This window comes from Pseudomonas sp. 15C (assembly GCF_055484735.1).
Genome location: NZ_JBUDGD010000029.1, coordinates 41263 through 66358 on the forward strand (window position 1 = coordinate 41263; position 25096 = coordinate 66358).

Below are 25096 nucleotides of genomic sequence, written 5' to 3' on the forward strand. Positions count from 1 at the left end.
GGCTCACAGGTACGCGGCATTGGCCGCATCGAGGCGGCCCTGGGCGCGCAGGATCAATTCGCAGAATTCGCGGGCGGCACCTTCGCCGCCACGGGCGCGGGTCACGCCGTGGGCGTGTTCGCGGACGAAGTCAGCGGCGTTGGCCACGGCCATGCCCAGACCGACGCGGCGGATCACCGGCAGGTCAGGCAGGTCGTCACCGAGGTAGGCAACCTGTTCATAGCTTAGGCCCAGTTGCTCAAGCAGACCGTCGAGCACCACCAGTTTGTCTTCGCGGCCCTGAAACAGGTGCGGGATGCCGAGGTTTTTCGCTCGACGCTCAACCACCGGAGTCTTGCGACCGCTGATGATGGCAGTTTCTACGCCGGCGTTCATCAGCATCTTGATGCCCTGGCCGTCGAGGGTGTTGAAAGTCTTGAATTCGCTGCCGTCTTCCAGGAAGTACAGGCGCCCGTCGGTGAGGACGCCGTCGACATCGAAAACCGCCAGTTTGATTGCTTTGCCGCGTTGCAGCAGTTCGTTGCTCATTACATGACTCCTGCGCGCAGCAGATCGGAGAGGTTGAAGGCGCCGACCGGGCGGTCCTCCTCATCGACGACCACCAGTGCGTTGATTCGATGGTCTTCCATGATTTTCAGGGCTTCGGCAGCCAGCATTTCCGGGCGCGCGGTTTTGCCGTGCGCGGTCATGACCTGGTCGATGGTGGCGCTGCGAATGTCGATGGCGCGATCCAGGGTGCGGCGCAAATCGCCGTCAGTAAAGATGCCGGCGAGTTTGCCGTCGGCTTCCAGAATGACGGTCATGCCCAGACCCTTGCGGGTCATTTCCATCAGCGCGTCCTTGAGCAGCGTGCCGCGTTGCACCTGAGGCAGCTCCTGGCCGGCGTGCATGACGTTTTCGACTTTCAGCAGCAAGCGACGGCCGAGGGCGCCGCCCGGATGAGAAAAGGCGAAATCTTCGGCGGTGAAGCCGCGGGCTTCCAGCAGCGCCACGGCGAGGGCATCGCCCATGACCAGTGCCGCGGTGGTCGAAGAGGTCGGTGCCAGGTTCAGCGGGCAAGCTTCATGCTCGACGTGCACGTTGAGATTGACCTCGGCTGCCTTGGCCAATGGCGATTGCGGGTTGCCGGTGACGCTGATCAGCTGGATGCCCAGGCGTTTGATCAACGGCAGCAGGGTGACGATTTCGTTGGTCGATCCGGAGTTCGAAAGGGCCAGAATCACGTCATCGCGGGTGATCATGCCCATGTCGCCGTGACTGGCTTCGGCCGGGTGGACAAAAAAAGCCGGGGTGCCGGTGCTGGCCAGGGTCGCGGCGATCTTGTTGCCAACGTGCCCGGACTTGCCCATGCCGACCACGACTACACGGCCTTTACTGGCCAGAATCATCTCGCAAGCGCGTACGAAATCGGCGTCGATATGGGGCAGCAAGCCTTGTACGGCTTCCATTTCGAGGCGGATGGTGCGTTGTGCCGATTGAATCAGGTCGCTGGATTGGCTCATGTCAGAAATCGTATAGCCCGATGAAAAGGCGGCGATTATAGCGGTTATGTTGCAAAGCCTCACGCAAGTTCGTCGTGCTTTGTCATTCCTCGTTACCAAAAGCCGGAAAAAGCCGCTGCAGACCTGTCACATCGCTGAATACGGGCTGGCACAAGCCTTGGGCGCGCGGCCGTTGCAGTGATATAGTTCGCCGCCAGTTCGGCCTGCCCGGGATGTATGTACTTTTTAACCAAAGACAGGCGTCCGAGTGAGAGGCTGCATCGCAAGGAGTTTAGATGAGTGCCGATAACGCCTACGCGGTCGAGCTGAAGGGAGTCTCCTTCAAGCGCGGTGCGCGCAGCATTTTCAATAACGTCGATATCCGCATCCCGCGCGGCAAGGTCACCGGCATCATGGGGCCTTCCGGGTGTGGCAAGACCACGCTGCTGCGGTTGATGGGCGCCCAGTTGCGCCCCGCCAGCGGCGAAGTCTGGGTCAACGGCCAGAACCTGCCGACGCTGTCGCGCAGTGATCTGTTCGATGCGCGAAAGCACATGGGCGTGCTGTTTCAGAGCGGCGCGCTGTTCACCGATCTCGATGTGTTCGAGAACGTGGCTTTCCCCCTGCGCGTGCATACCGAATTGCCGGAAGAGATGATCCGCGACATCGTCCTGCTGAAATTGCAGGCGGTCGGTCTGCGCGGAGCCATCGAGCTGATGCCGGACGAGCTGTCGGGCGGCATGAAGCGTCGCGTCGCGCTGGCCCGGGCGATTGCCCTGGATCCGCAGATCCTCATGTACGACGAACCGTTCGTCGGCCAGGACCCGATTGCCATGGGCGTGCTGGTCCGCCTGATCCGTCTGCTCAACGATGCGCTGGGCATCACCAGTATCGTGGTGTCGCACGATCTGGCCGAGACCGCGAGCATCGCCGACTACCTTTATATAGTCGGTGACGGCCAGGTCTTGGGGCAGGGGACTCCGGACGAGTTGATGAACACGGACGAACCACGGATCCGGCAGTTCATGACCGGCGATCCCGATGGCCCGGTGCCGTACCATTTTCCAGCGACGGATTACCGCGCAGATCTTCTGGGGAAGCGCTGATGCGCAGAATTTCATTGATAGAGCGCGTGCGCCGATTCGGCGAAACGGCGATCGACGCCGTTGCGGTGTTCGGGCGCGCCACGCTTTTCCTGTTTCATGCCCTGCTGGGACGCGGCGGCATCAGCGGCGGTTTCAGCCTGCTGGTCAAACAACTGCATTCAGTCGGCGTCATGTCGCTGGTGATCATCGTCGTTTCGGGGATTTTCATCGGCATGGTCCTGGCGTTGCAGGGCTTCAGCATCCTGTCGAGCTACGGTTCGGAGCAGGCAGTCGGGCAGATGGTTGCCTTGACCCTGTTGCGTGAACTGGGCCCGGTGGTGACTGCACTGTTGTTCGCCGGGCGTGCCGGTTCGGCATTGACCGCCGAGATCGGCAACATGAAGTCGACCGAGCAACTGTCGAGCCTGGAAATGATCGGCGTCGACCCGCTCAAGTACATCATTGCCCCGCGGCTGTGGGCCGGTTTCATTTCCCTGCCGGTGCTGGCGATGATTTTCAGCGTGGTGGGCATCTGGGGCGGTTCGTGGGTGGCCGTCGACTGGCTGGGTGTGTATGAAGGCTCGTATTGGGCGAACATGCAGAACAGCGTGACCTTCACCAGTGATGTGCTCAACGGCATCATCAAAAGCATCGTTTTCGCCTTTGTCGTCACCTGGATCGCCGTATTCCAAGGCTATGACTGTGAGCCCACTTCCGAGGGGATCAGTCGTGCCACCACCAAGACCGTAGTGTTTGCCTCGCTGGCAGTGCTGGGTCTGGACTTTATTCTGACCGCTTTGATGTTTGGAGATTTCTGATGCAAAACCGCACCCTGGAAATCGGTGTCGGCCTGTTCCTGCTGGCAGGGATCCTGGCTTTGCTGCTGCTCGCCTTGCGGGTCAGTGGCCTGTCTCCGACTTCGTCCACCGACACTTACAAACTTTATGCGTATTTCGACAATATCGCCGGTTTGACGGTCAGAGCCAAAGTGACCATGGCCGGTGTGACCATCGGCAAGGTCACGGCCATCGATCTGGATCGCGACAGCTTCACCGGTCGGGTCACGCTGCAAGTGGACAAGAAGGTCGACAACCTGCCTGTCGATTCCACAGCGTCTATCCTTACCGCGGGTCTGCTGGGCGAGAAATACATCGGTATCAGCGTCGGCGGCGAAGACACCCAGTTGAAGGATGGCGGAACCATCCACGACACGCAGTCGTCTCTGGTACTGGAAGACCTGATCGGTAAATTCCTGCTCAATACCGTTAGCAAAGACGCCAAATGAGGAGCTTTTGAATGATCTCTACCTTGCGACGTGGCCTGTTGGTGTTGCTCGCGGCACTGCCACTGCTGGCTAACGCGGCACCTGGGCAGTCCGCACACGATCTGATTCAGGACACCACCAACCGGATGCTTGCCGACCTGCAGGCCAACAAAGAGAAGTACAAGCAGGATCCGCAGGATTTCTATGCGGCGCTGAACAACATTGTCGGCCCGGTGGTGGATGCCGAGGGCATCTCCAAGAGCATCATGACCGTCAAGTATTCGCGCAAGGCTACGCCTGCGCAGATGCAGCGCTTTCAGGAAAACTTCAAGCGCGGCCTGTTCCAGTTCTATGGCAACGCTCTGCTGGAATACAACAACCAGGGCATCACTGTTGACCCGGCCAAAGACGAATCGGGCGACCGCACCAGCGTCAACATGACCGTCAAGGGCAGCAATGGCGCGATCTATCCAGTGCAGTACACGCTTGAGAAGATCGGCGGCGAGTGGAAACTGCGCAACGTGATCATCAACGGCATCAACATCGGCAAGCTGTTCCGTGATCAGTTCGCTGACGCGATGCAGCGCAATGGCAACGATCTGGACAAGACCATCGATGGTTGGGCCGGTGAAGTGGCCAAGGCCAAGCAGGAAACCGACAAAGCTGCTGCGAAGCCAGCGCAATGAGTGAGGCGGCAGTGCGTATGAGTGATGTCGATGAGCTTCTGCTCAGTGGCGTGCTGGACTATCGCACCGGGCCGGACCTGAGAAGGGAAGGCCAGGCGCTGATCAAGTCGAGCAAGGCAAGCTCGTTGGTCATCGATTGCTCGGCGGTGAAGAAGTCCAGCAGCGTCGGTCTGTCGTTGCTGCTGTGCTTCATGCGCGATGCGCAGGCGGCCGGCAAGGCCGTCAGCATCCGCGCCATGCCGGAAGACATGCGCGAAATTGCCGAGGTCAGCGAATTGACCGAGCTGTTCGCGGCACACTGATTCCGCATCGGCAACAAAAGCCCCCCGTCAGAGTCCTGCATTGCGGGGTTCGCAGTCGCGGGGCTTTTTTGTATGATGTCCGACCCGTGCGCACAGGGCGCCGATTGAGGTTGAGCATGCAGGCCGTAGAAGTGAAAAACTTCCTTGAAGGGAAGCTGCCAGGAATTCAGGTAGAAGTTGAAGGCGAAGGCTGCAACTTCCAGCTGAACGTGATTAGCGATGAACTGGCGGCGTTGAGCCCGGTCAAGCGTCAGCAAAGCATCTATGCCCATTTGAACCCATGGATCGCCGATGGCAGCATCCACGCGGTCACCATGAAATTTTTCAGCCGCGCGGCCTGGGCCGAGCGCACCTGAGCCCTAGGGCGTCGAGATACTAATGGATAAATTGATTATTACCGGTGGCGCGCGTCTTGATGGCGAGATCCGCATTTCCGGCGCGAAGAACTCCGCTCTGCCAATCCTGGCCGCCACCCTGCTGTGCGATGGCCCGGTGACCGTTGGCAACCTGCCGCACCTGCACGACATCACCACCATGATCGAGCTGTTCGGTCGCATGGGCATCGAGCCTGTGATCGACGAAAAACTCAGCGTCGAAATCGACCCGCGCACCATCAAGACCCTGATCGCCCCGTACGAGCTGGTGAAAACCATGCGTGCGTCGATTCTGGTACTGGGCCCGATGGTTGCCCGTTTTGGTGAGGCCGAAGTTGCCCTGCCTGGCGGTTGCGCCATCGGTTCGCGTCCGGTCGACCTGCACATCCGTGGCCTCGAAGCCATGGGCGCGGTGATCGACGTCGAAGGCGGCTACATCAAGGCCAAGGCGCCTGAAGGTGGCCTGCGCGGTGCGCACTTCTTCTTCGACACCGTCAGCGTGACCGGTACCGAGAACATCATGATGGCCGCTGCTCTGGCCAAGGGCCGTAGCGTGCTGCAGAACGCCGCCCGCGAACCTGAAGTGGTCGACCTGGCGAACTTCCTCAACGCCATGGGCGCGAAGGTCTCCGGTGCCGGCACCGACACCATCACCATCGATGGCGTCGAGCGTCTGGGTTCGGCTTTCTACAAGGTCATGCCTGACCGTATCGAAACCGGCACCTACCTGGTCGCCGCTGCCGTCACCGGTGGCCGCGTCAAGGTCAAGGACACCGATCCGACCATTCTTGAAGCGGTGCTGGAAAAACTCCGTGAAGCCGGCGCAGAAATCACCTGCGGTGAAGACTGGATCGAGCTGAACATGCACGGCAAGCGTCCGAAAGCGGTCAACGTGCGCACCGCGCCGTACCCGGCTTTCCCGACCGACATGCAGGCACAGTTCATCTCGCTCAACGCCATTGCCGAAGGCACCGGTGCGGTGATCGAGACGATCTTCGAAAACCGTTTCATGCATGTGTACGAATTGCACCGCATGGGCGCCAAAATCCAGGTTGAAGGCAACACCGCCATCGTGACCGGTACCGAAAAACTCAAGGGCGCGCCAGTGATGGCGACCGACCTGCGTGCTTCGGCCAGTCTGGTGATCTCGGCGCTGGTTGCCGAAGGCGACACACTGATCGACCGCATCTACCACATCGACCGTGGTTACGAGTGCATCGAAGAAAAACTGCAGATGCTGGGCGCCAAGATCCGTCGCGTTCCGGGCTGATTGCCGCATCGGGACACACGGACGTGTCCACTGAATTCGTTTCGAGTCGAGGGTGTGCGCACCCTCGATGTGTGTCCGGCGCCGATTGCGACCGGGCATGAGTACCTTGATAAGGACTGACGTTTCCCATGTTGACCATCGCACTGTCCAAGGGCCGCATCCTTGACGACACCCTGCCGCTTCTCGCTGAAGCGGGCATCGTGCCGACCGAGAATCCGGACAAGAGCCGCAAGCTGATTATCCCCACGACCCAGGACGACGTGCGTCTGCTGATCGTGCGGGCCACCGACGTGCCGACCTATGTCGAGCATGGCGCGGCCGACCTCGGCGTCGCAGGTAAAGACGTGTTGATGGAATACACCGGCCAGGGCCTGTACGAACCGCTGGATCTGCAGATTGCCCAATGCAAACTGATGACCGCCGGCAAGATCGGCGCCGCCGAGCCCAAGGGCCGTCTGCGCGTGGCGACCAAGTTCGTCAATGTCGCCAAGCGTTATTACGCCGAGCAGGGCCGTCAGGTCGACATCATCAAGCTGTACGGCTCGATGGAGCTGGCGCCGCTGATCGGTCTTGCCGACAAGATCATCGACGTGGTCGATACCGGCAACACCTTGCGCGCCAATGGCCTGGAACCCCAGGAACTGATCGCCACGATCAGCTCGCGTCTGGTCGTCAACAAGGCTTCGATGAAAATGCAACACGCCCGAATCCAGGCGTTGATCGACACCCTGCGCAACGCAGTGGAATCGCGACACCGCGGCTGATCTACCTGCGCGGCCCGAGGCCGCGCCGTCTATCCGCCTCATAGCCAGAATTCTCAGGTGCCCAAGCGGATCGAATGATAGTTTCGGGCGCCTGAGTTTTTGCCAATTCCTATGAGGCTCTCGCTATGACCGCACCGACTGCAATTCGCCGACTCAACGCTGCTGACCCGGATTTCGCGCGCCATCTGGATCATCTGCTGAGCTGGGAAAGTGTGTCTGACGACTCGGTCAATCAGCGCGTGCTGGACATCATCAAGGCCGTGCGCGAGCGCGGTGACGCAGCGCTGGTCGAGTTCACCCAGAAGTTCGATGGCCTTGAGGTCGCTTCGATGGCTGACCTGATCCTGCCGCGCGAGCGCCTGGAACTGGCCCTGACCCGCATCACCGTGGCGCAGCGCGAAGCGTTGGAAAAGGCCGCTGCACGGGTGCGCAGCTACCACGAAAAACAGAAGCAGGATTCCTGGAGCTACACCGAGGCCGACGGCACTGTGCTGGGCCAGAAGGTTACGCCGCTGGATCGCGCCGGCCTTTATGTGCCGGGCGGCAAGGCCTCGTACCCGTCGTCGGTGCTGATGAACGCGATTCCGGCGAAAGTCGCTGGCGTCACCGAAGTGGTGATGGTCGTGCCGACGCCGCGCGGTGAAATCAATGAACTGGTGCTGGCCGCCGCGTGCATCGCCGGCGTCGACCGTGTGTTCACCATCGGCGGCGCACAAGCCGTTGCCGCTCTGGCGTATGGCACCGAAAGCGTGCCGCAAGTCGACAAGGTGGTGGGGCCGGGCAACATTTATGTCGCCACCGCCAAACGCCACGTATTTGGTCAGGTCGGCATCGACATGATCGCCGGGCCTTCGGAAATCCTCGTGGTCTGCGACGGCCAGACCGACCCGGACTGGATCGCCATGGACCTGTTCTCCCAGGCCGAGCACGACGAAGACGCGCAAGCGATCCTGGTCAGCCCGGACGCCGAGTTCCTCGACAAGGTCGCCGCCAGCATCGATAAACTGCTGCCGACCATGGACCGCGCGACCATCATCGAGACCTCGATCAATGGCCGCGGGGCGCTGATTCAGGTCAACGACATGGCCCAGGCCATCGAAGTCGCCAACCGCATCGCCCCGGAACACCTGGAGTTGTCGGTTGCTGACCCGCAAGCCTGGCTGCCGCAGATCCGCCACGCCGGCGCGATTTTCATGGGCCGTCACACCTCCGAAGCGCTGGGTGACTACTGCGCCGGTCCGAACCACGTGTTGCCGACCTCCGGCACCGCGCGGTTCTCGTCGCCGCTGGGCGTGTATGACTTCCAGAAGCGCTCATCGATCATCTTCTGCTCCGAAGCCGGCGCCTCTGAGCTGGGCAAAACCGCCTCGGTGCTGGCCCGTGGCGAATCGCTCAGCGCCCACGCGCGCAGCGCCGAATACCGCATCAAAGACCAGGACTTTCTGAAAGGGCAGGGGGAATGAGCATGAGTAGATTCTGGAGCCCGTTCGTCAAGGACCTGGTGCCGTATGTGCCGGGCGAACAGCCGAAGCTGACCCGACTGGTCAAGCTCAACACCAACGAAAACCCGTACGGCCCGTCGCCAAAAGCCCTGGCGGCGATGCAGGCTGAACTCAATGACAACCTGCGCCTGTACCCGGACCCGAACAGCGATCTGCTGAAAAATGCCGTGGCCGGTTACTACGGCGTACAAAGCAATCAGGTGTTCCTCGGCAACGGTTCGGACGAAGTGCTGGCGCACATCTTCCACGGTCTGTTCCAGCATGAGCAACCGTTGTTGTTTCCGGACATCAGCTACAGCTTCTATCCGGTCTATTGCGGTCTGTACGGCATCCAGTTCGACGCAGTGCCGCTGGACGCGCAGTTCCAGATCAACCCGGGCGACTACGCCAGGCCGAACGGCGGGATCATTTTCCCCAACCCGAACGCGCCGACTGGTTGCCTGCTGGCACTGGAGGCGGTCGAGCAAATCCTCAAGGCCAGCCCGGATTCGGTGGTGGTGGTTGATGAGGCGTACATCGACTTCGGCGGTGAGACAGCGATCAGTCTGGTGGATCGCTATCCAAACCTGCTCGTCACGCAAACCCTGTCCAAGTCGCGTTCGCTGGCCGGTCTGCGCGTCGGGCTGGCGGTCGGGCATCCCGATCTGATCGAGGCGCTGGAGCGGATCAAGAACAGCTTCAACTCCTATCCGCTGGATCGTCTGGCGAATGTCGGCGCGGCGGCGGCGTTTGAAGATCGCGAGTATTTCGACAAGACCTGTCGGCTGGTCATCGAGCACCGCGACTGGGTGGTTGCGCAGTTGCAGGCCAAGGGCTTTGAAGTGCTGCCATCAGCGGCAAACTTCATCTTCGCCCGGCACCCGCAGCACGACGCGGCGGGGCTGGCGGCCAAGCTGCGTGAGCAGGGCGTGATCGTGCGGCACTTCAAGCAGGAGCGGATTGCGCAGTTCCTGCGGATCTCGATTGGGACGCCGGAGCAGAATCAGGCGTTGATCGAAGGCCTCGGCGACCTCTAAAAGCAAGAGCCCCTCACCCTAGCCCTCTCCCAGTGGGAGAGGGGACTGATTGGGGGATGCTGTTGAATTGCACCGTGCCTGATCTGGCTTTACCGAATCCATAATCGACTCGGTTTTTCAGGTCGATGTATGACGCCAGACACCTCGGTCGGCTCCCTCTCCCTCGGGGAGAGGGCTGGGGTGAGGGTGTGGTGTTATTCGTGATGCGGTTCGCCAAGAAATGTCAGCGAACTGAATAACCCGCGGCTGTTCACATCCGCGCTGTCCGTCACCGGCACCTCAACCTGCGCCGCAATCACATTCAACCCTTCATTCCTCACCAGCACCTGCGCGCGGCCGTCCTTGTCGGTCTCGGTGCTCAGCGTGTTCGGCGCGCTGCGATAGTCGCCAACCAACTTGACCCCGGCCGCCGGTTTGCCATCGAGCAATACCCGCACCGGCAGTGAATTACCCGGCCCGACGGTCAGCGGATCCACTTCCGGCAGGATCAACAGTTTGATCTGGTCGAGCTTCGGCAGCTTCGCGCCGGGCTGGTAAATCGCCAGGCTGTACTTGAACGTCTCAGTCGCTTCGATTGCGCCCGGTACTTTGCTGCGTCCTTGGTTGACCCACTTCTTGTCCGCAGTTTGCGACCACATGCCATTGTTCAAGGCGACGACCATCACCGCCGGCGACTTCAACGGTTTCAAGCGGGCGTGGTCCGCCAGGCGCTCGACGCTGACCGGAATCATCTTGCCGCCCGCGTCATAGGCCCAGGCACCGCTGATCTTTTGCGCTTTGAAAGCATTGTCTTCGGCGCCGTGACCGTAGACCACTTCGATGTTGCCGCGCCGTTCTTCTGTCCACAGACCATGGGCCGAAACGTGCCCGGCGAACAGGGCTGCGATCAGTACGAGGGTTTTGCCGTGTTGCATGGTGACGTCCTTTTACAGGTTGAGTGTCAGGCTGACGGTGAAGTTGCGCGGCTCGCCGGGGTTGACCCAGTAGTTGCTGTAGGAGCGCTCGTAATACTTTTCGTCGAAGAGGTTGTTCAGGTTCAGGCCGACCGTGACGTTGTCGCTGGCCTTGTAATGGGCCAGCAGGTCGACGGTGTGATAGGCCGGCAATTCGAAGTCGCTGCCGGATTCGCCCGAGCGGTCGCCGACATACGTGAACGCTGCGCCAAGGTCCGAGCCGCGCAGATGGCCATCCTGAAATTCATACACGCCGAGCAGGCTGCCACTGCGTTTGGCGACGCCGAGGATGCGGCTACCGGTGGGAATCGTCGCGTCGCCCTTGGTCACTTCGGCATCGATGTAGGCGAACGCGCCGATGACCCGCACCGCATCGGTCACCTGCCCGGTCACCTGCCAGTCGAAGCCCTGACTGCGCGCTTTGCCCATGGCGCGACTGGTGTCGGTGGCCGGGTCGAGCGCGAGAACGTTTTCCTTGTCGATGTGAAAGAAGGCGAGGGTGCTGCTCAGGCGGTCGTCGAACAATTCGTTCTTGATACCGATCTCGTAGCCGACGCCTTCTTCCGTGTCGAATGATTTGCCGGCGGCGTCAAGGCCGTTGTTCGGTTTGAACGAGGTCGAGGCGTTGGCGAACAGGCCGGTGTTCGGCGTCAGTTGATAGAGCAGGCCCGCGCGTCGGGTGAGGGCGTCGTGACGCTGGCTGCTGGTCGCGTTGCGGCTGTGGTCGTCGATGTGCTGATCGAAATGTTCGAAGCGCGCGCCGATCATTCCGCGCAGCTTGTCGGTGAAAATGATCTGGTCCTGCACATTCAGTGCATGGCTTTCGACGTGTTCGAAGAAGTCAGTGCCCGAGCGGGCGCCGTTGGGTTTTGGCTGGCCGTAGACCGGGTTATAGATGTCGATGGCGTAGGGGCCGCCAGCGAGGGTGGTGACGCGTTCGTTCTTGCGGAAGTTTTCATACTCGGTACCGATCAGCAATTCGTGTTGCCAGGGACCGAGGTCGAACAGGCCGCGCAATTCCAGTTGGGTGATGCTGTCGTGCCAGTGGGTGTCGCGCTCGCGATAGCGGCGGTTGACGGTGTGGCCGTCGGCGTTCAGCGCCCGTTGTTCCGAGGCGTCGCCCCAGAGTTCGCCTTCCTTGTAATGACTGGCCAGGCGCAGTTTCCAGTTGTCGTTCAGGTGATGCTCAAGGGTCGCCTGCAGCAGATTGTTGTGGTTGTCGATGTTGCCGTCGTTAGGTTCTCCGAGGAAAGTCGAGCGCGAGACACCGCTCCATTTGTTGTTCGGCGCGACGATGCCGCGATCGAAGGTCGAGCTGTGCCGGACGATCTCGCTCTCTACGAGCAGCGAGGTGTCCGGGCTCAATTGCCAACTGATCGAGGGCGCAACAAACACGCGCTTGCTGTCGACGTGGTCGCGGAAGCTTTGGTTGTCTTCGACCGCGAGGTTGATTCGCGACAGTACATCGCCCTGCGCATCGAGTGGGGTGTTGACGTCCAGCGCGGTGCGATAGCGATCCCAGCTACCGGCGCTGGTCTGCAGGGTGGTAAACGCTTCGGGCTGCGGCTTTTTCGTAACGATGTTCACCGTGCCGCCCGGATCGCCCCGGCCATACAGGCTGGCGGCGGGGCCTTTGAGCACTTCGATACGCTCGATATTGGCGGCGTCCGGTGTGCTCGGGTAGCCGCGATTGGCGCTGAAGCCGTCCTTGTAGAACTCCGACGTGGTGAAGCCGCGCACGCTGTATTCGTAGAGCGTCAGGCCGCCAAAGTTGTTCTGCTTCGACACGCCGCCGGCAAAATCCAGCGCCCGCTCGACGCTGCTGCTGCCCAGATCCTTGAGCACACTGGCCGGTACGACGCTGATGGCTTGCGGGATATCGCGGATCGCGCTGTCGGTTTTGGTTGCGCTGGAGGAGCGGGTAGCGCGGTAGCCTTTGACGGGGCCGGTAGGCGATTCAAAGTCGGAAACGACGCTGATCGCTTCCAGCTCAAGGGACTGCGGTTCATCGGCGAAAGCGGGATCGCAGAGCAAGCCAAGGGTCAGGCCGAGCAGCGAGGCCTTTTTGCGAGACGGCATGTTATATTGTTCCAATTGCTAGAATTGAAACAATATAACATGCCTTTTGAGAATGTCTGTTATTCGCGCCATTGGCGCGAATAAAGTTCTATTCTTCTTTTTCTTTCACCGGAGCCGGTGGCGGACGCAGGCCGATTTCAGCGGTGAGCTTCAACTCTTTGCCGTTGCGCATCACCTGAATCGTGACCTTGTCAGTCGGCTTGATCCGCGCCACCTGATTCATCGAGCGGCGGCCATCACCGGCCGGCTCGCCATCGATACTCAGAATCACATCGCCCAGTTGCAGGCCTGCTTTCTGCGCTGGACCGTCACGGAAAATCCCCGCTACCACAATGCCCGGGCGCCCGGACAAACCAAACGATTCGGCCAGTTCCTGAGTCAGCGGCTGCACTTCGATGCCCAGCCAGCCACGAATGACCTGGCCGTGCTCGATGATCGACTTCATCACTTCCATCGCCAGCTTCACCGGGATCGCAAAACCGATGCCCTGCGAGCCGCCGGATTTGGAAAAGATCGCGGTGTTGATGCCAGTGAGGTTGCCGTTGGCATCCACCAGTGCGCCGCCGGAATTGCCCGGATTGATCGCCGCATCGGTCTGGATGAAGTCTTCGTAGTTGTTCAGGCCCAACTGGTTACGCCCGGTGGCGCTGATGATGCCCATGGTCACGGTCTGGCCGACGCCGAACGGGTTGCCGATGGCCAGCGCGACGTCACCGATGCGGATGTTGTCGGAGCGGCCGACGGTGATCGCCGGCAGGTTTTTCAGGTCGATCTTCAATACCGCGAGATCGGTTTCCGGGTCGCTGCCGATCACGCGAGCGAGGGTTTCGCGGCCGTCCTTGAGCGCCACGACAATCTGGTCGGCGCCGCTGGTGACGTGGTTGTTGGTCAGGATGTAGCCTTCCGGGCTCATGATCACCCCGGAACCGAGGCTCGATTCCATGCGTTTCTGTTTCGGCGAGTTGTCACCGAAGAAGCGCCGGAACTGCGGATCCTCGAACAGCGGATGCGCCGGTTTGTTGATGACCTTGGTGGTGTACAGATTGACCACCGACGGTGCGGCAATGGAAACCGCATTGGCGTAGGACACCGGCCCCTGCTGCACGCTGGTGGTCTGCGGCGCCTGTTGCAGGTTGACGTCGAGGCTCGGCAGCCCGACCCACTCGGGGTAACGCTGAATAATCAGCAGAGCGATAAGCACACCGGCCAGCAGCGGCCAGCCAAAAAAACGCAGCGCCTTGAGCATTAAGCACGTCCTGGAAAAGTTGCAGGCGGGGTCAGACCGCCCATAATGTCGCGCATTATACGAGGCCGCGCGTGCCTCTGAACGGGATATTTAGGAGTCTTTCATGGCCGTTGCCCTCAGCACCCTCGTCGAAGAAGCCGACCGTTACCTGGCCAGTGCGAAAATCGCCGATTATTGCCCTAACGGTTTGCAGGTCGAAGGTCGTCCGCAAGTGATGCGCATCGTCAGCGGCGTCACCGCCAGCCAGGCGTTGCTCGATGCCGCCGTCGAGGCCGAGGCGGATCTGATCCTGGTGCATCATGGTTATTTCTGGAAGGGCGAAAACCCCTGCGTCACCGGGATGAAACAACGTCGATTGAAAACCCTGCTCAAGCACGACATCAGTTTGCTCGCCTATCACTTGCCGCTGGATCTGCACCCGGACGTCGGCAACAACGTGCAATTGGCGCGTCAGCTCGACATCACCGTCGAGGGGCCGCTGGACCCGAGCAATCCGAAAGTCGTCGGTCTGGTCGGTTCGCTGAATGAACCGATGACGGCGCGGGATTTCGCCCGCAGGGTTCAAGAGGTGATGGGCCGTGAGCCGCTGTTGATCGAAGGCAGCGGGATGATTCGCCGGGTCGGCTGGTGCACCGGTGGCGGCCAGGGTTACATCGATCAGGGCGTTGCCGCGGGTGTCGATCTGTTCATCAGCGGTGAGGCCTCCGAACAGACTTTTCACAGTGCCCGCGAAAACGACATCAGCTTCATCGCCGCCGGCCACCACGCCACCGAACGTTACGGTGTGCAGGCGCTGGGCGATTATCTGGCGAAACGTTTCGCCCTCGAACACATCTTCATCGATTGCCCCAACCCGATCTGACACACCGCGTTTCCCCTGTAGGAGTGAGCCTGCTCGCGATAGCGTTGTCATATCCGACATAGCGGCGACTGACTCACCGCTATCGCGAGCAGGCTCACTCCTACAGGGGTTCATCGGCCGAACTGGCAGGCATATTCATATGCCCTTTCGTTCTAGTAGGCGTCCTGATTAGAAGAGGTCGCTGTGCTAGGATTCCCCGCTCGAACACGGCCCGCTGGCCGTTCATAAGAAAGCTTTCGTGAGTAGCCATGGTCGACAAACTGACGCATCTGAAACAGCTGGAGGCGGAAAGCATCCACATCATCCGCGAGGTGGCCGCCGAGTTCGACAACCCGGTGATGCTGTACTCCATCGGTAAAGACTCCGCCGTGATGCTGCACCTGGCACGCAAGGCGTTCTTCCCGGGCAAACTGCCGTTTCCGGTGATGCACGTCGACACCCGCTGGAAATTCCAGGAAATGTACAAGTTCCGCGACAAGATGGTCGAAGAACTGGGCCTGGACCTCATCACCCATATCAACCCCGATGGCGTGGCGCAGAACATCAACCCGTTCACCCACGGCAGCGCCAAGCACACCGACATCATGAAAACCGAAGGTCTGAAACAGGCCCTCGACAAGCATGGCTTCGACGCAGCATTCGGCGGCGCGCGTCGTGATGAAGAGAAATCCCGCGCCAAAGAACGCGTCTACTCGTTCCGCGACAGCAAGCACCGCTGGGACCCGAAAAACCAGCGCCCGGAACTGTGGAACGTCTACAACGGCAAGGTCAACAAGGGCGAATCCATTCGTGTGTTCCCGTTGTCGAACTGGACCGAACTGGACATCTGGCAGTACATCTACCTCGAAGGCATTCCGATCGTGCCGCTGTACTTCGCCGCCGAGCGCGAAGTGATCGAGAAGAACGGCACACTGATCATGATCGACGACGAGCGCATCCTCGAGCACCTGTCCGATGAGGACAAGGCGCGCATCGTCAAAAAGAAAGTGCGGTTCCGCACCCTTGGCTGCTACCCGTTGACGGGCGCCGTGGAGTCCGAGGCCGAAAGCCTCACGGACATCATTCAGGAAATGCTCCTGACGCGAACTTCCGAGCGCCAGGGCCGGGTCATCGACCACGATGGCGCAGGCTCGATGGAAGACAAAAAACGTCAAGGCTATTTCTAAGGGGCTGTCATGTCGCACGTATCTGATTTGATCAGCGAGGACATCCTCGCCTACCTGGGCCAGCACGAACGTAAAGAGCTGCTGCGCTTTTTGACCTGCGGTAACGTCGATGACGGCAAGAGCACCCTGATCGGGCGCCTGCTGCACGACTCGAAAATGATCTACGAGGATCACCTCGAAGCGATTACCCGCGACTCGAAGAAAGTCGGTACCACCGGTGACGACATTGACCTTGCGCTGCTGGTCGACGGTTTGCAGGCCGAGCGTGAGCAGGGCATCACCATTGATGTCGCGTATCGCTATTTCTCGACTGCCAAACGCAAATTCATCATCGCCGATACCCCCGGCCATGAGCAGTACACCCGCAACATGGCCACCGGTGCGTCCACCTGTGACCTGGCGATCATTCTGGTCGACGCGCGTTACGGCGTGCAGACCCAGACCCGTCGCCACAGCTTCATTGCATCGCTGCTGGGCATCAAACACATCGTCGTCGCCATCAACAAGATGGACTTGAAGGACTTCGACGAGGGTGTGTTCGAGTCGATCAAGGCTGATTACCTGAAGTTCGCCGAAGGCTTGAAGATGAAGCCGACCAGCATGCACTTCGTGCCGATGTCGGCCCTCAAGGGCGACAACGTGGTGAACAAGTCCGAGCGCTCGCCGTGGTACACCGGTCAGTCGCTGATGGAAATCCTCGAGACCGTGGAAGTCGCGGGCGATCGCAATTTCAGCGATCTGCGTTTCCCGGTGCAGTACGTCAACCGGCCGAACCTGAACTTCCGTGGTTTCGCCGGCACGCTGGCCAGCGGCATCGTGCACAAGGGCGACGAAGTCGTCGTGTTGCCGTCGGGCAAGAGCAGCCGGGTCAAATCCATTGTCACCTTCGAAGGTGAGCTGGAGCATGCCGGTCCTGGTCAAGCGGTGACGCTGACCATGGAAGACGAAATCGACATTTCCCGTGGCGACCTGCTGGTGCATGCCGACAACGTGCCGCCGGTCACCGACAGCTTCGAAGCGATGCTGGTGTGGATGGCTGAAGAGCCGATGCTGCCGGGCAAGAAGTACGACATCAAACGCGCCACCAGTTACGTGCCGGGCTCGATCGCCAGCATCGTCAACAAGGTCGACGTGAACACTCTGGAAGAAGGCCCGGCGAGCGCGTTGCAGCTCAACGAAATCGGCAAGGTGAAGATTGCGCTCGACGCGCCGATCGCCCTCGACGGTTACGACAGCAACCGCACCACCGGCGCGTTCATCGTCATTGACCGGTTGACCAATGGCACCGTCGGCGCCGGCATGATCGTCGCCCAACCAGTTGCGCACGGCACCGCCACGCACCACGGCAAACTGGCCCACGTTGCTACTGAAGAACGTGCTCAGCGCTTCGGCCAGCAACCGGCTACGGTGTTGTTCAGCGGCCTGTCGGGCGCGGGCAAGAGCACCCTGGCGTATGCGGTCGAGCGCAAGCTGTTCGACATGGGGCGCGCGGTATTTGTGCTGGACGGGCAGAACCTGCGGCATGACCTTAATAAAGGTCTGCCACAGGACCGTGCCGGCCGTACCGAGAACTGGCGGCGTGCCGCGCATGTGGCGCGTCAGTTCAACGAAGCGGGCTTGCTGACCCTGGCTGCGTTCGTTGCGCCGAGTGCCGAAGGCCGCGAGCAGGCCAGGGAACTGATCGGCAAGGATCGTTTGTTGACGGTCTATGTGCAGGCTTCGCCAACTGTTTGCGCTGAGCGTGACCCGCAAGGTCTGTACGCTGCTGGCGGTGACAACATCCCGGGCGAATCCTTCCCGTACGACGTGCCGTTGAATGCCGATCTGGTGATCGACACGCAGTCGCTGAGTCTGGAAGACAGCGTCAAGCAAGTGCTGGAGCTGCTGCGTAAACGCGGCGCGATCTAAGCAAAAAACAGCGGCGAGCTTTTAGCTTCGAGCTGCAAGAAAAAGCCCGCCGATGAGCAGTCATCGGCGGGCTTTTTTATTCGGGTCAACCCGGTCGATTGTAGGAGTGAGCCTGCTCGCGATAGCGGTGCGTCAATCAACATCGATGGTGGCTGATCCACCGCTATCGCGAGCAGGCTCACTCCTGCAGGGGGTTAGCGGCGGTCGGGATATTCGCGGTGCAGTTGCTCCAGCAACGCATCCTTGTCCAGCCACAGCTGATTGATCCAGCCCTGAAACTGCAAACGATACTCGCCGTCCTGGTCGTAGTTCTTGCCGATGAAGGCCGGTGGAATTTTCAGCTCTTCAAAGTGCACCACCACATCGCGCACATTGCCGCTGAGCAAGTCCCAGAACCCCGGGCGTCCGGCCGGGTAGTGGATGGTCACGTTGACGATCGATTCCAGTTGCTCGCCCATCGCGTCCAGCACAAAGGCGATCCCGCCGGCCTTCGGCTTGAGCAGGTATTTGAACGGTGATTGCTGCTGCGCATGCTTGCCTTCGGTGAAACGCGTGCCTTCGACGAAGTTGAAAATGCCCACCGGGTTATTGCGGAATTTCGCGCAGGTCTTGCGCGTGGTTTCCAGGTCTTTGCCTTTTTTCTCCGGGTGCTTGGCCAGGTAGGCTTTGGAGTAGCGTTTCATGAACGGAAAGCCCAGCGCCCACCACGCCAGACCGATCACCGGGACCCAGATCAGCTCTTGCTTGAGGAAGAATTTCAGTGGCTGAATCCGCCGGTTGAGCACGTATTGCAGTACCAGAATATCGACCCAGCTCTGGTGATTGCTGGTGATCAGATACGAATGCTGATAGTCCAGACCTTGCAGACCGCTGATGTGCCAGCGAGTGCGCCGGACCAGGTTCATCCAGCCCTTGTTGTTGCTGATCCATGCCTCGTGAGTGTGGCTCATCAGCCAGCCGGCGATGCGTTGCGTCAAGGCAAACGGCAACGCCTTGACCAGCGCCACGCAGAACAGGAACGAGCACAGCAAAATCGTATTGAGCGCCAACAGCAGCGAGGCGATTACGCCACGCAGCGGTGCAGGGAGAAAGTCCAGCATTTACACATCCATAGGTCGGTTGGCGGCTTGAATCGCGGTGAGCGCGATGGTGTAGACGATGTCATCGACTTGCGCGCCGCGCGGCAGATCGTTCACCGGTTTGCGCAGGCCTTGCAGCATCGGCCCGAGGCTGACGCAATCGGCGCTGCGTTGCACCGCTTTGTGCGTGGTGTTGCCTGTGTTCAGATCCGGGAACACAAACACCGTGGCGCGCCCGGCAACCTGACTGTTCGGCGCCAGTTGACGGGCCACTTCGGCATTGGCGGCAGCGTCGTATTGCAGCGGGCCGTCGATCAGCAGCGAGTGCTGTTGCTCGTGAGCGAGCAGGGTCGCTTCGCGGACTTTCTCGACTTCTTCGCCGCTGGCCGATTCGCCGCTGGAGTAGCTGATCATCGCCACGCGCGGCGTGATGCCGAACGCCGCGGCGGAGTCAGCGCTTTGCAGGGCGATCTCGGCCAGTTCGCTGGCGCTCGGATGCGGGTTCATCACGCAGTCGCCGTACACCAGCACTTCTTCCGGGAACAGCATGAAAAACACCGACGACACCAAGGTGCAGCCCGGCGCAGTCTTGATCAGTTGCAGCGCCGGGCGGATGGTGTTGGCGGTGGTGTTGATCACCCCGGATACCAAGCCGTCGACCTCGTCCAGCGCAAGCATCATGGTGCCGATCACCACGGTGTCTTCCAGTTGCTGCTCGGCCATCGGCGCGTTGAGGCTCTTGGTCTTGCGCAGGGCCACCATCGGCTCGACGTAGCGCTCGCGAATCAGGTCCGGATCCAGTATCTCCAGCCCGGCAGGCAAGACGATGCCTTGCGCGCGCGCCACCGCTTCGACGTCTTCGGGCTTGGCCAGCAACACGCAACGGGCGATCCCGCGTTCCTGGCAGATCGCCGCCGCTTGCACGGTAAACGGCTCGCTGCCTTCGGGCAGGACGATGCGCTTGTTGGCCGCTTGCGCGCGTTGTATCAGCTGATAGCGGAACACTGCCGGCGACAGACGCATCTCACGCGGCGTGCCGCAACGCTGGTGCAGCCAGTTGGCGTCGAGATGGCTGGCGACGAAATCGGTGATGATCTCGGCGCGCTCGCGGTCGTCGATCGGAATTTCCTTGTTCAGGCCATTCAACAGGTTGGCGGTGTCGTAGGAGCCGGTGCTCACCGACAACACCGGCAGGCCGGCCTGCAATGCGCCACGGCACAGATCCATGATGCGCGGATCGGGCAGGGTGTCGCTGGTCAGCAGCAGCCCGGCCAGCGGCACGCCGTTGATCGCTGCAAGGCTGACGGCAAGGATGATGTCGTCGCGATCGCCCGGCGTCACCACCAGTACACCGGGCTTGAGCAGCTCGACAGTGTTGCGCATGGTCCGCGCGCAAATAATGATGTTGCTCATGCGCCGGGTTTCGTAGTCCCCGGCATTGAGCACTTGCGCGCCCATCAGATCGGCAACGTCGCGGGTGCGCGGCGCGTTGAGTTCCGGTTGGAACGGGATGCAGCCGAGCAAGCGGAAATCACCGCTGCGCAGCAACGGCGAGTGTTCTTTCAGGCGCGCGGCAAAAGCTTCCATGCTCTCGTCAGTCTTGACCTTGTTGAGGATAACGCCGAGCACTTTCGGGTCTTTCGGGCCACCGAACAATTGCGCCTGCAACTCGACGCGGCCGGACAGTTCGGCCAGCACTTCGTTTTCCGGTGCCGAAACCAGAATCACCTCGGCATCGAGGCTCTTGGCCAGGTGCAGATTGACCCGCGCGGCATAACTGGCGCTGCGGGTCGGCACCATGCCCTCAACGACCAGCACGTCTTTGCCGACCGCCGCTTGTTGATACAGGGTGATGATTTCTTCGAGCAGTTCGTCGAGCTGGCCGTCACCGAGCATCCGCTCTACGTGCGCCAGGCCCAGGGGTTGCGGCGGTTTCAGGCCATGGGTGCGCGCCACCAGCTCGGTGGAGCGCTCCGGGCCAGTGTCGCCGGGGTGCGGCTGGGCGATCGGTTTGAAGAAACCGACTTTAAGCCCCGCGCGCTCAAGCGTACGAACCAGCCCGAGGCTGATGGAGGTCAGACCCACGCCAAAATCGGTGGGGGCGATAAAAAAAGTTTGCATGGGAATTCTCTATGCAAGGGTGTCGGCCTATGGCTGGCCGACTACCGAAATTCAGTCGCCAAGGTTATCGCTAACCGAGCCTTGTGCGCACCAGCCACAGGCAAAAGGTTGACCTGTTTTTTCAATACGTTGCGCCGGGTCGAGCACCCACGCCCGCGATTGCCACGGCGGCTGGTGACGCAGGTGCTGGGTGTGGCCACAGGAAAGTTCGACCACCCAATGACCCTCTTCGTCCTGATGAAAGCCTGTGATCGTCGAAACCCGTTTGTCCGGGTTGTGTTCGCTTTCGTGCGATTGCTTCGCTAAACTTGGCCTTTCTATATTCTTATGCAAAAGGTCTCGCCCCATGCTGATCGCCGCCAATAAGGCTGTCTCCATCGACTATACCCTGACCAACGACGCTGGTGAGGTCATCGACAGCTCCGCCGGCGGCGCTCCGCTGGTTTACCTGCAAGGCGCAGGCAACATCATCCCGGGCCTGGAAAAAGCCCTGGAAGGCAAGGCTGTCGGCGACGAGCTGAAAGTAGCCGTCGAGCCGGAAGACGCTTACGGCGAATACGCCGCCGAGCTGGTCAGCACCCTGAGCCGCAGCATGTTCGAAGGCGTCGACGAGCTGGAAGTCGGCATGCAGTTTCACGCTTCGGCGCCGGACGGCCAGATGCAGATCGTGACCATCCGTGACCTCGACGGCGACGACGTAACGGTTGATGGCAACCACCCGCTTGCCGGCCAGCGTCTGAACTTCCAGGTGAAGATCGTCGACATCCGTGACGCCAGCCAGGAAGAAATCGCTCATGGCCACGTCCATGGCGAAGGTGGCCATCACCACTGATTTTCTGCGCTAAGCTTCGAGTACTGGAGAGGCGCCTGCGGGCGCCTTTTTAGTCCGCGGCTGTCCTTGGTGGCCACGCCAAGTGGCTGTTTCGAGAAGAACAGAGAATCCTGGAGTTCGTCATGAGTGCTTTTCACGACCTTAAGTTGACAGCCCTGGATGGTCAGGAGCTACCGCTGGCGCCGTTCAAGGGCCAAGTCGTGCTGGTGGTCAACGTCGCCTCCAAATGCGGCTTGACCCCTCAGTACGCGGCGCTGGAAAACCTTTATCAGCAATACAAAGGCAAAGGCTTCAGCGTGCTGGGCCTGCCGTGCAATCAGTTTGCCGGACAGGAACCGGGCTCGGAGCAAGAGATTCAGGAATTCTGCAGCCTCAACTATGGCGTGACGTTTCCGTTGTCGAGCAAGCTCGAAGTCAACGGCCACGAGCGTCATCAGTTGTACCGTCTGCTGGCGGGCGAGGGCGCTGAATTTCCTGGCGACATCACGTGGAATTTCGAAAAATTTCTGCTCGGCAAGGATGGCCGCGTCCTGGCGCGGTTCTCGCCGCGTACGACACCGGATGATCCAACCGTGATTGCCGCGATCGAGAAAGCGTTGAGCTGAACCATAAATATCGCAGCCAACCGGCTGCGATTTTTTTTGCCTGGCTTTTGACCTTTAATCATTCAGATCAATAGTGGTGTCGGATCAGGCTGCGCGAGCATATTATCGCCGTCATATGAATTCGTGACCTGACGATCTTTTCGTGGAGCCTTTCGATGCCCGTTCAAGCCTTGTTCAAACCGTTCCACCTCGGTGCCCTCGAACTGCCGACCCGTGTGGTCATGGCGCCGATGACCCGCTCGTTTTCCCCAGGCGGTGTGCCGAACTCTAAAGTTATCGAATACTACCGTCGCCGTGCGGCAGCCGGGGTTGGCCTGATCATCACCGAGGGCACCACGGTCGGCCACATCGCCTCCAACGGTTATCCCAACGTCCCGCAGTTCTTCGGTGAAGCGCCATTGGCCGGCTGGAAAAAAGTCGTCGATGCGGTCCACGCCGAAGGCGGCAAGATCGTTCCGCAACTGTGGCATGTGGGTAGCGTGCGCCGCATCGGCACCGAGCCAGACGCCAGCGTGCCGGGCTACGGCCCGTCGGAAAAGCTCAAGGATGGTCAGGTCGTGGTGCACGGCATGACCAAACAAGACATTCAGGAAGTGATCGCCGCATTCGCCCAGGCAGCTAAAGATGCGCAAAGCATCGGCATGGACGGCGTCGAGATCCACGGCGCCCACGGTTACCTGATCGACCAGTTTTTCTGGGAAGGCAGCAACCAGCGCACTGACGAATACGGCGGCAGCCTGGCCAACCGTTCGCGTTTCGCCATCGAACTGATTCAAGCGGTGCGCGCCGCGGTCGGCGAGGGCTTCCCGATCATCTTCCGTTTTTCGCAGTGGAAGCAGCAGGATTACACCGCACGCCTGGTGCAAACACCGGAGGCGCTGGGTGAATTCCTCAAACCGTTGTCTGACGCCGGCGTGGATATTTTCCACTGCTCGACGCGGCGTTTCTGGGAGCCGGAATTCGACGGCTCCGACCTGAACCTGGCCGGCTGGACGCGCAAACTCACCGGCAAACCGACCATCACCGTAGGCAGTGTCGGTCTGGATGGCGAGTTTTTGCAGTTCATGGTCAACACCGACAAGGTCGCGCAGCCGGCCAGCCTGGAAAACCTGCTGGAGCGTTTGAACAAAGAAGAATTCGATCTGGTGGCGGTGGGCCGTGCGCTGCTGGTCGATCCGGACTGGGCGCAGAAGGTTCGCGAAGGGCGTGAGCAGGATATTTTGCCGTTCAGCCGTGAGGCGTTGATGACGCTGGTTTAAACGGCCCCCGACAGGGCCTCATCGCCAGCAGGCTGGCTCCCATAGGGGATCGTGTTCACAACACAACCCCCTGTAGGAGTGAGCCTGCTCGCGATAGCGGTCTACAAGTCAGCACAAATTCAAGGCAGGGTCTGCGCATCCGGCACTACCTGCTCCCCCAGACAAGCCCCGCGCAAATGTCCCTCAAACTGCTCGATGATTGCGCCCCAACCCTGGCGACTCGCATGTTGTCGCGCATTCAGCCGCACACAGCGCAACCGCTCATCTTCTTCCAGCAACCACATCGCCGCCTCGCAAAACGCCTGCTCATCGCCGGGCATCGCCGACACGCCGTTGTAACCATGGCGAATATGCTGCGCCGCGGCTGCCTGATCGTAGGCCACCACGCCCAGTCCCGAGGCCAGTGCTTCGAGTACGACATTGCCGAAGGTTTCAGTCAGACTGGGAAACAGAAATACATCGCCTGACGCATAGTGCGCGGCCAGCGCTTCCCCGCGCTGCGCCCCGCAGAAAATCGCCTCAGGCAAATCCTTCTCCAGCGCTGCACGTTGCGGTCCGTCGCCGACGATGATCAGTTTCAGATTGCGCTGTGGATAACTTGCCCGAAGTTGTTCGAAGCAACGTTTGAGCAGACCAAGGTTCTTTTCAGGCGCGAGCCGTCCTACGTGAATCACGGCAATGTCGCGCTCGGACAGTGCCCATTGCTCACGCAGTGCGTTCAGCCGTTTGCTCGGATGGAACAACTGGCTGTCCACGCCCCGCGACAGCAACGCCAAGCGCTCGAAATGCCGTCGTTCCAGTTCCAGCCGCTGACTGACACTGGGCACCAGGGTCAACGCCGAGCGGTTGTGAAACCAGCGCAGATAATGTGTGAGCATCCGGGTCAGCAAACCGAGGCCGTACTGGCTGGTGTATTGCTGGAAATTAGTATGAAAGCCGCTGACCACCGCAATGCCCAGGCGCCGTGCCGCTCGCAGCGCCGACAAACCCAGCGGGCCTTCGGTGGCGATGTACAACACGTCCGGCCGCTGGCGCTTCCAGCGGCGCAGCAGTTTGTGCATCGACGACTGACCCCATTGCAGCCCCTGATATCCCGGCAGTGGCCAGCCGCGACACAACAGCAACGCCGCATCCTCACTGCGCTGCGGATCACAGGCCTGCCGTGGCCGCACCAGCTCGACCTGATGCCCGCGGGCGCGCAAGCCCTCGCACAAGCGGCCAAGGGTATTGGCCACGCCGTTG

25 protein-coding genes are annotated in these 25096 nt (G+C 60.6%); 16 read left to right on the forward strand and 9 right to left on the reverse strand.

Annotated elements, in window-relative coordinates; all coding sequences use genetic code 11:
- Nucleotides 1-3 precede the first annotated feature (3 nt).
- Nucleotides 4-528, reverse strand: a complete 525-nt coding sequence (locus tag ACYYKW_RS16080; protein ID WP_090281784.1) for a KdsC family phosphatase — start codon at nucleotides 526-528, stop codon at nucleotides 4-6.
- Nucleotides 528-1502, reverse strand: a complete 975-nt coding sequence (locus ACYYKW_RS16085) for a KpsF/GutQ family sugar-phosphate isomerase (protein WP_090281785.1) — start codon at nucleotides 1500-1502, stop codon at nucleotides 528-530. The genes ACYYKW_RS16080 and ACYYKW_RS16085 overlap by 1 nt, the downstream gene beginning before the upstream one ends.
- Before the next feature lie 275 nt (nucleotides 1503-1777).
- Between ACYYKW_RS16085 and ACYYKW_RS16090 the strand changes: the two genes are divergently transcribed.
- The 10 genes from ACYYKW_RS16090 (at nucleotide 1778) to hisC (ending at nucleotide 9744) form a co-directional block, all read left to right on the forward strand.
- Entirely contained in the window at nucleotides 1778-2587 is an 810-nt protein-coding gene (locus tag ACYYKW_RS16090) for an ATP-binding cassette domain-containing protein (protein WP_464990536.1), read from the forward strand.
- Nucleotides 2587-3384, forward strand: coding sequence for a lipid asymmetry maintenance ABC transporter permease subunit MlaE (mlaE, locus tag ACYYKW_RS16095; RefSeq protein ID WP_090281787.1), 798 nt, complete (start codon nucleotides 2587-2589; stop codon nucleotides 3382-3384). Before ACYYKW_RS16090 ends, mlaE begins: the two co-directional genes overlap by 1 nt.
- Nucleotides 3384-3851, forward strand: coding sequence for an outer membrane lipid asymmetry maintenance protein MlaD (gene mlaD / locus ACYYKW_RS16100; protein WP_016771673.1), 468 nt, complete (start codon nucleotides 3384-3386; stop codon nucleotides 3849-3851). Before mlaE ends, mlaD begins: the two co-directional genes overlap by 1 nt.
- Nucleotides 3852-3862: 11 nt before the next feature.
- Entirely contained in the window at nucleotides 3863-4516 is a 654-nt protein-coding gene (locus ACYYKW_RS16105; RefSeq protein WP_090281789.1) for an MlaC/ttg2D family ABC transporter substrate-binding protein, read from the forward strand.
- Nucleotides 4513-4818: an STAS domain-containing protein gene (locus tag ACYYKW_RS16110; RefSeq protein WP_093104669.1), complete on the forward strand. Its 306-nt coding sequence runs from the start codon at nucleotides 4513-4515 to the stop codon at nucleotides 4816-4818. The genes ACYYKW_RS16105 and ACYYKW_RS16110 overlap by 4 nt, the downstream gene beginning before the upstream one ends.
- Before the next feature lie 116 nt (nucleotides 4819-4934).
- Entirely contained in the window at nucleotides 4935-5174 is a 240-nt protein-coding gene (locus ACYYKW_RS16115; RefSeq protein WP_093104663.1) for a BolA family protein, read from the forward strand.
- Between the two features lie 22 nt (nucleotides 5175-5196).
- Nucleotides 5197-6462, forward strand: a complete 1266-nt coding sequence (gene murA / locus ACYYKW_RS16120) for a UDP-N-acetylglucosamine 1-carboxyvinyltransferase (protein WP_090281792.1) — start codon at nucleotides 5197-5199, stop codon at nucleotides 6460-6462.
- Between the two features lie 128 nt (nucleotides 6463-6590).
- On the forward strand, nucleotides 6591-7226 hold the full coding sequence (gene hisG / locus ACYYKW_RS16125; RefSeq protein WP_007967226.1) for an ATP phosphoribosyltransferase: 636 nt from the start codon (nucleotides 6591-6593) through the stop codon (nucleotides 7224-7226).
- 125 nt (nucleotides 7227-7351) lie between these two features.
- Entirely contained in the window at nucleotides 7352-8689 is a 1338-nt protein-coding gene (hisD, locus tag ACYYKW_RS16130; RefSeq protein ID WP_464990537.1) for a histidinol dehydrogenase, read from the forward strand.
- A 2-nt stretch (nucleotides 8690-8691) separates the two neighbouring features.
- Nucleotides 8692-9744, forward strand: coding sequence for a histidinol-phosphate transaminase (gene hisC / locus ACYYKW_RS16135; protein WP_464990538.1), 1053 nt, complete (start codon nucleotides 8692-8694; stop codon nucleotides 9742-9744).
- A gap of 194 nt (nucleotides 9745-9938) precedes the next feature.
- Here the strand turns inward: hisC and ACYYKW_RS16140 are convergent, their stop codons facing one another.
- The 3 genes from ACYYKW_RS16140 to algW all read right to left on the reverse strand — a co-directional run bounded on the left by ACYYKW_RS16140 (nucleotide 9939) and on the right by algW (nucleotide 14022).
- Nucleotides 9939-10658 (reverse strand): DUF4198 domain-containing protein, encoded by a 720-nt coding sequence (locus ACYYKW_RS16140; protein WP_464990539.1) that lies wholly within the window; start codon nucleotides 10656-10658, stop codon nucleotides 9939-9941.
- Nucleotides 10659-10670: 12 nt separating this feature from the next.
- The gene (locus tag ACYYKW_RS16145) at nucleotides 10671-12776 is read right to left on the reverse strand and encodes a TonB-dependent siderophore receptor (protein WP_464990540.1); all 2106 of its coding nucleotides are present in this window, start codon (nucleotides 12774-12776) and stop codon (nucleotides 10671-10673) included.
- Between the two features lie 88 nt (nucleotides 12777-12864).
- Nucleotides 12865-14022: a Do family serine endopeptidase AlgW gene (gene algW / locus ACYYKW_RS16150; protein WP_090281796.1), complete on the reverse strand. Its 1158-nt coding sequence runs from the start codon at nucleotides 14020-14022 to the stop codon at nucleotides 12865-12867.
- A gap of 103 nt (nucleotides 14023-14125) precedes the next feature.
- Here algW and ACYYKW_RS16155 point away from each other — a divergent pair, with 103 nt between their 5' ends.
- From ACYYKW_RS16155 to cysN, 3 genes are all read left to right on the forward strand, one after another.
- Nucleotides 14126-14884: a Nif3-like dinuclear metal center hexameric protein gene (locus ACYYKW_RS16155; RefSeq protein WP_336354890.1), complete on the forward strand. Its 759-nt coding sequence runs from the start codon at nucleotides 14126-14128 to the stop codon at nucleotides 14882-14884.
- Nucleotides 14885-15132: 248 nt separating this feature from the next.
- Nucleotides 15133-16050: a sulfate adenylyltransferase subunit CysD gene (gene cysD / locus ACYYKW_RS16160; protein WP_007912374.1), complete on the forward strand. Its 918-nt coding sequence runs from the start codon at nucleotides 15133-15135 to the stop codon at nucleotides 16048-16050.
- Nucleotides 16051-16059: 9 nt separating this feature from the next.
- Nucleotides 16060-17958: a sulfate adenylyltransferase subunit CysN gene (gene cysN, locus ACYYKW_RS16165; RefSeq protein ID WP_093104650.1), complete on the forward strand. Its 1899-nt coding sequence runs from the start codon at nucleotides 16060-16062 to the stop codon at nucleotides 17956-17958.
- A gap of 194 nt (nucleotides 17959-18152) precedes the next feature.
- On the opposite strand, the gene ACYYKW_RS16170 is transcribed toward cysN, so the two are convergent.
- From ACYYKW_RS16170 to ACYYKW_RS16180, 3 genes are read right to left on the reverse strand one after another with little or no spacing between them, the layout of a single operon-like run.
- Complete coding sequence (locus ACYYKW_RS16170) at nucleotides 18153-19058, reverse strand: acyltransferase (protein WP_093104644.1); 906 nt, start codon at nucleotides 19056-19058, stop codon at nucleotides 18153-18155.
- Entirely contained in the window at nucleotides 19059-21158 is a 2100-nt protein-coding gene (pta, locus tag ACYYKW_RS16175; protein WP_093104641.1) for a phosphate acetyltransferase, read from the reverse strand.
- Nucleotides 21159-21209: 51 nt separating this feature from the next.
- Nucleotides 21210-21536, reverse strand: a complete 327-nt coding sequence (locus ACYYKW_RS16180) for a DUF3565 domain-containing protein (RefSeq protein ID WP_464990541.1) — start codon at nucleotides 21534-21536, stop codon at nucleotides 21210-21212.
- Here ACYYKW_RS16180 and ACYYKW_RS16185 point away from each other — a divergent pair.
- The 3 genes from ACYYKW_RS16185 (at nucleotide 21505) to ACYYKW_RS16195 (ending at nucleotide 23854) form a co-directional block, all read left to right on the forward strand.
- Nucleotides 21505-21990: an FKBP-type peptidyl-prolyl cis-trans isomerase gene (locus ACYYKW_RS16185; protein ID WP_090281801.1), complete on the forward strand. Its 486-nt coding sequence runs from the start codon at nucleotides 21505-21507 to the stop codon at nucleotides 21988-21990. The genes ACYYKW_RS16180 and ACYYKW_RS16185 overlap by 32 nt on opposite strands.
- Before the next feature lie 122 nt (nucleotides 21991-22112).
- The gene (locus ACYYKW_RS16190; RefSeq protein WP_093104640.1) at nucleotides 22113-22595 is read left to right on the forward strand and encodes a glutathione peroxidase; all 483 of its coding nucleotides are present in this window, start codon (nucleotides 22113-22115) and stop codon (nucleotides 22593-22595) included.
- A gap of 155 nt (nucleotides 22596-22750) precedes the next feature.
- Nucleotides 22751-23854: an NADH:flavin oxidoreductase gene (locus tag ACYYKW_RS16195; RefSeq protein WP_464990542.1), complete on the forward strand. Its 1104-nt coding sequence runs from the start codon at nucleotides 22751-22753 to the stop codon at nucleotides 23852-23854.
- A gap of 119 nt (nucleotides 23855-23973) precedes the next feature.
- Here ACYYKW_RS16195 and ACYYKW_RS16200 read toward each other — a convergent pair.
- Nucleotides 23974-25096, reverse strand: a 1123-nt coding sequence (locus ACYYKW_RS16200; RefSeq protein WP_464990543.1) for a glycosyltransferase family 4 protein, incomplete at its 5' end; no start/stop codon positions are given.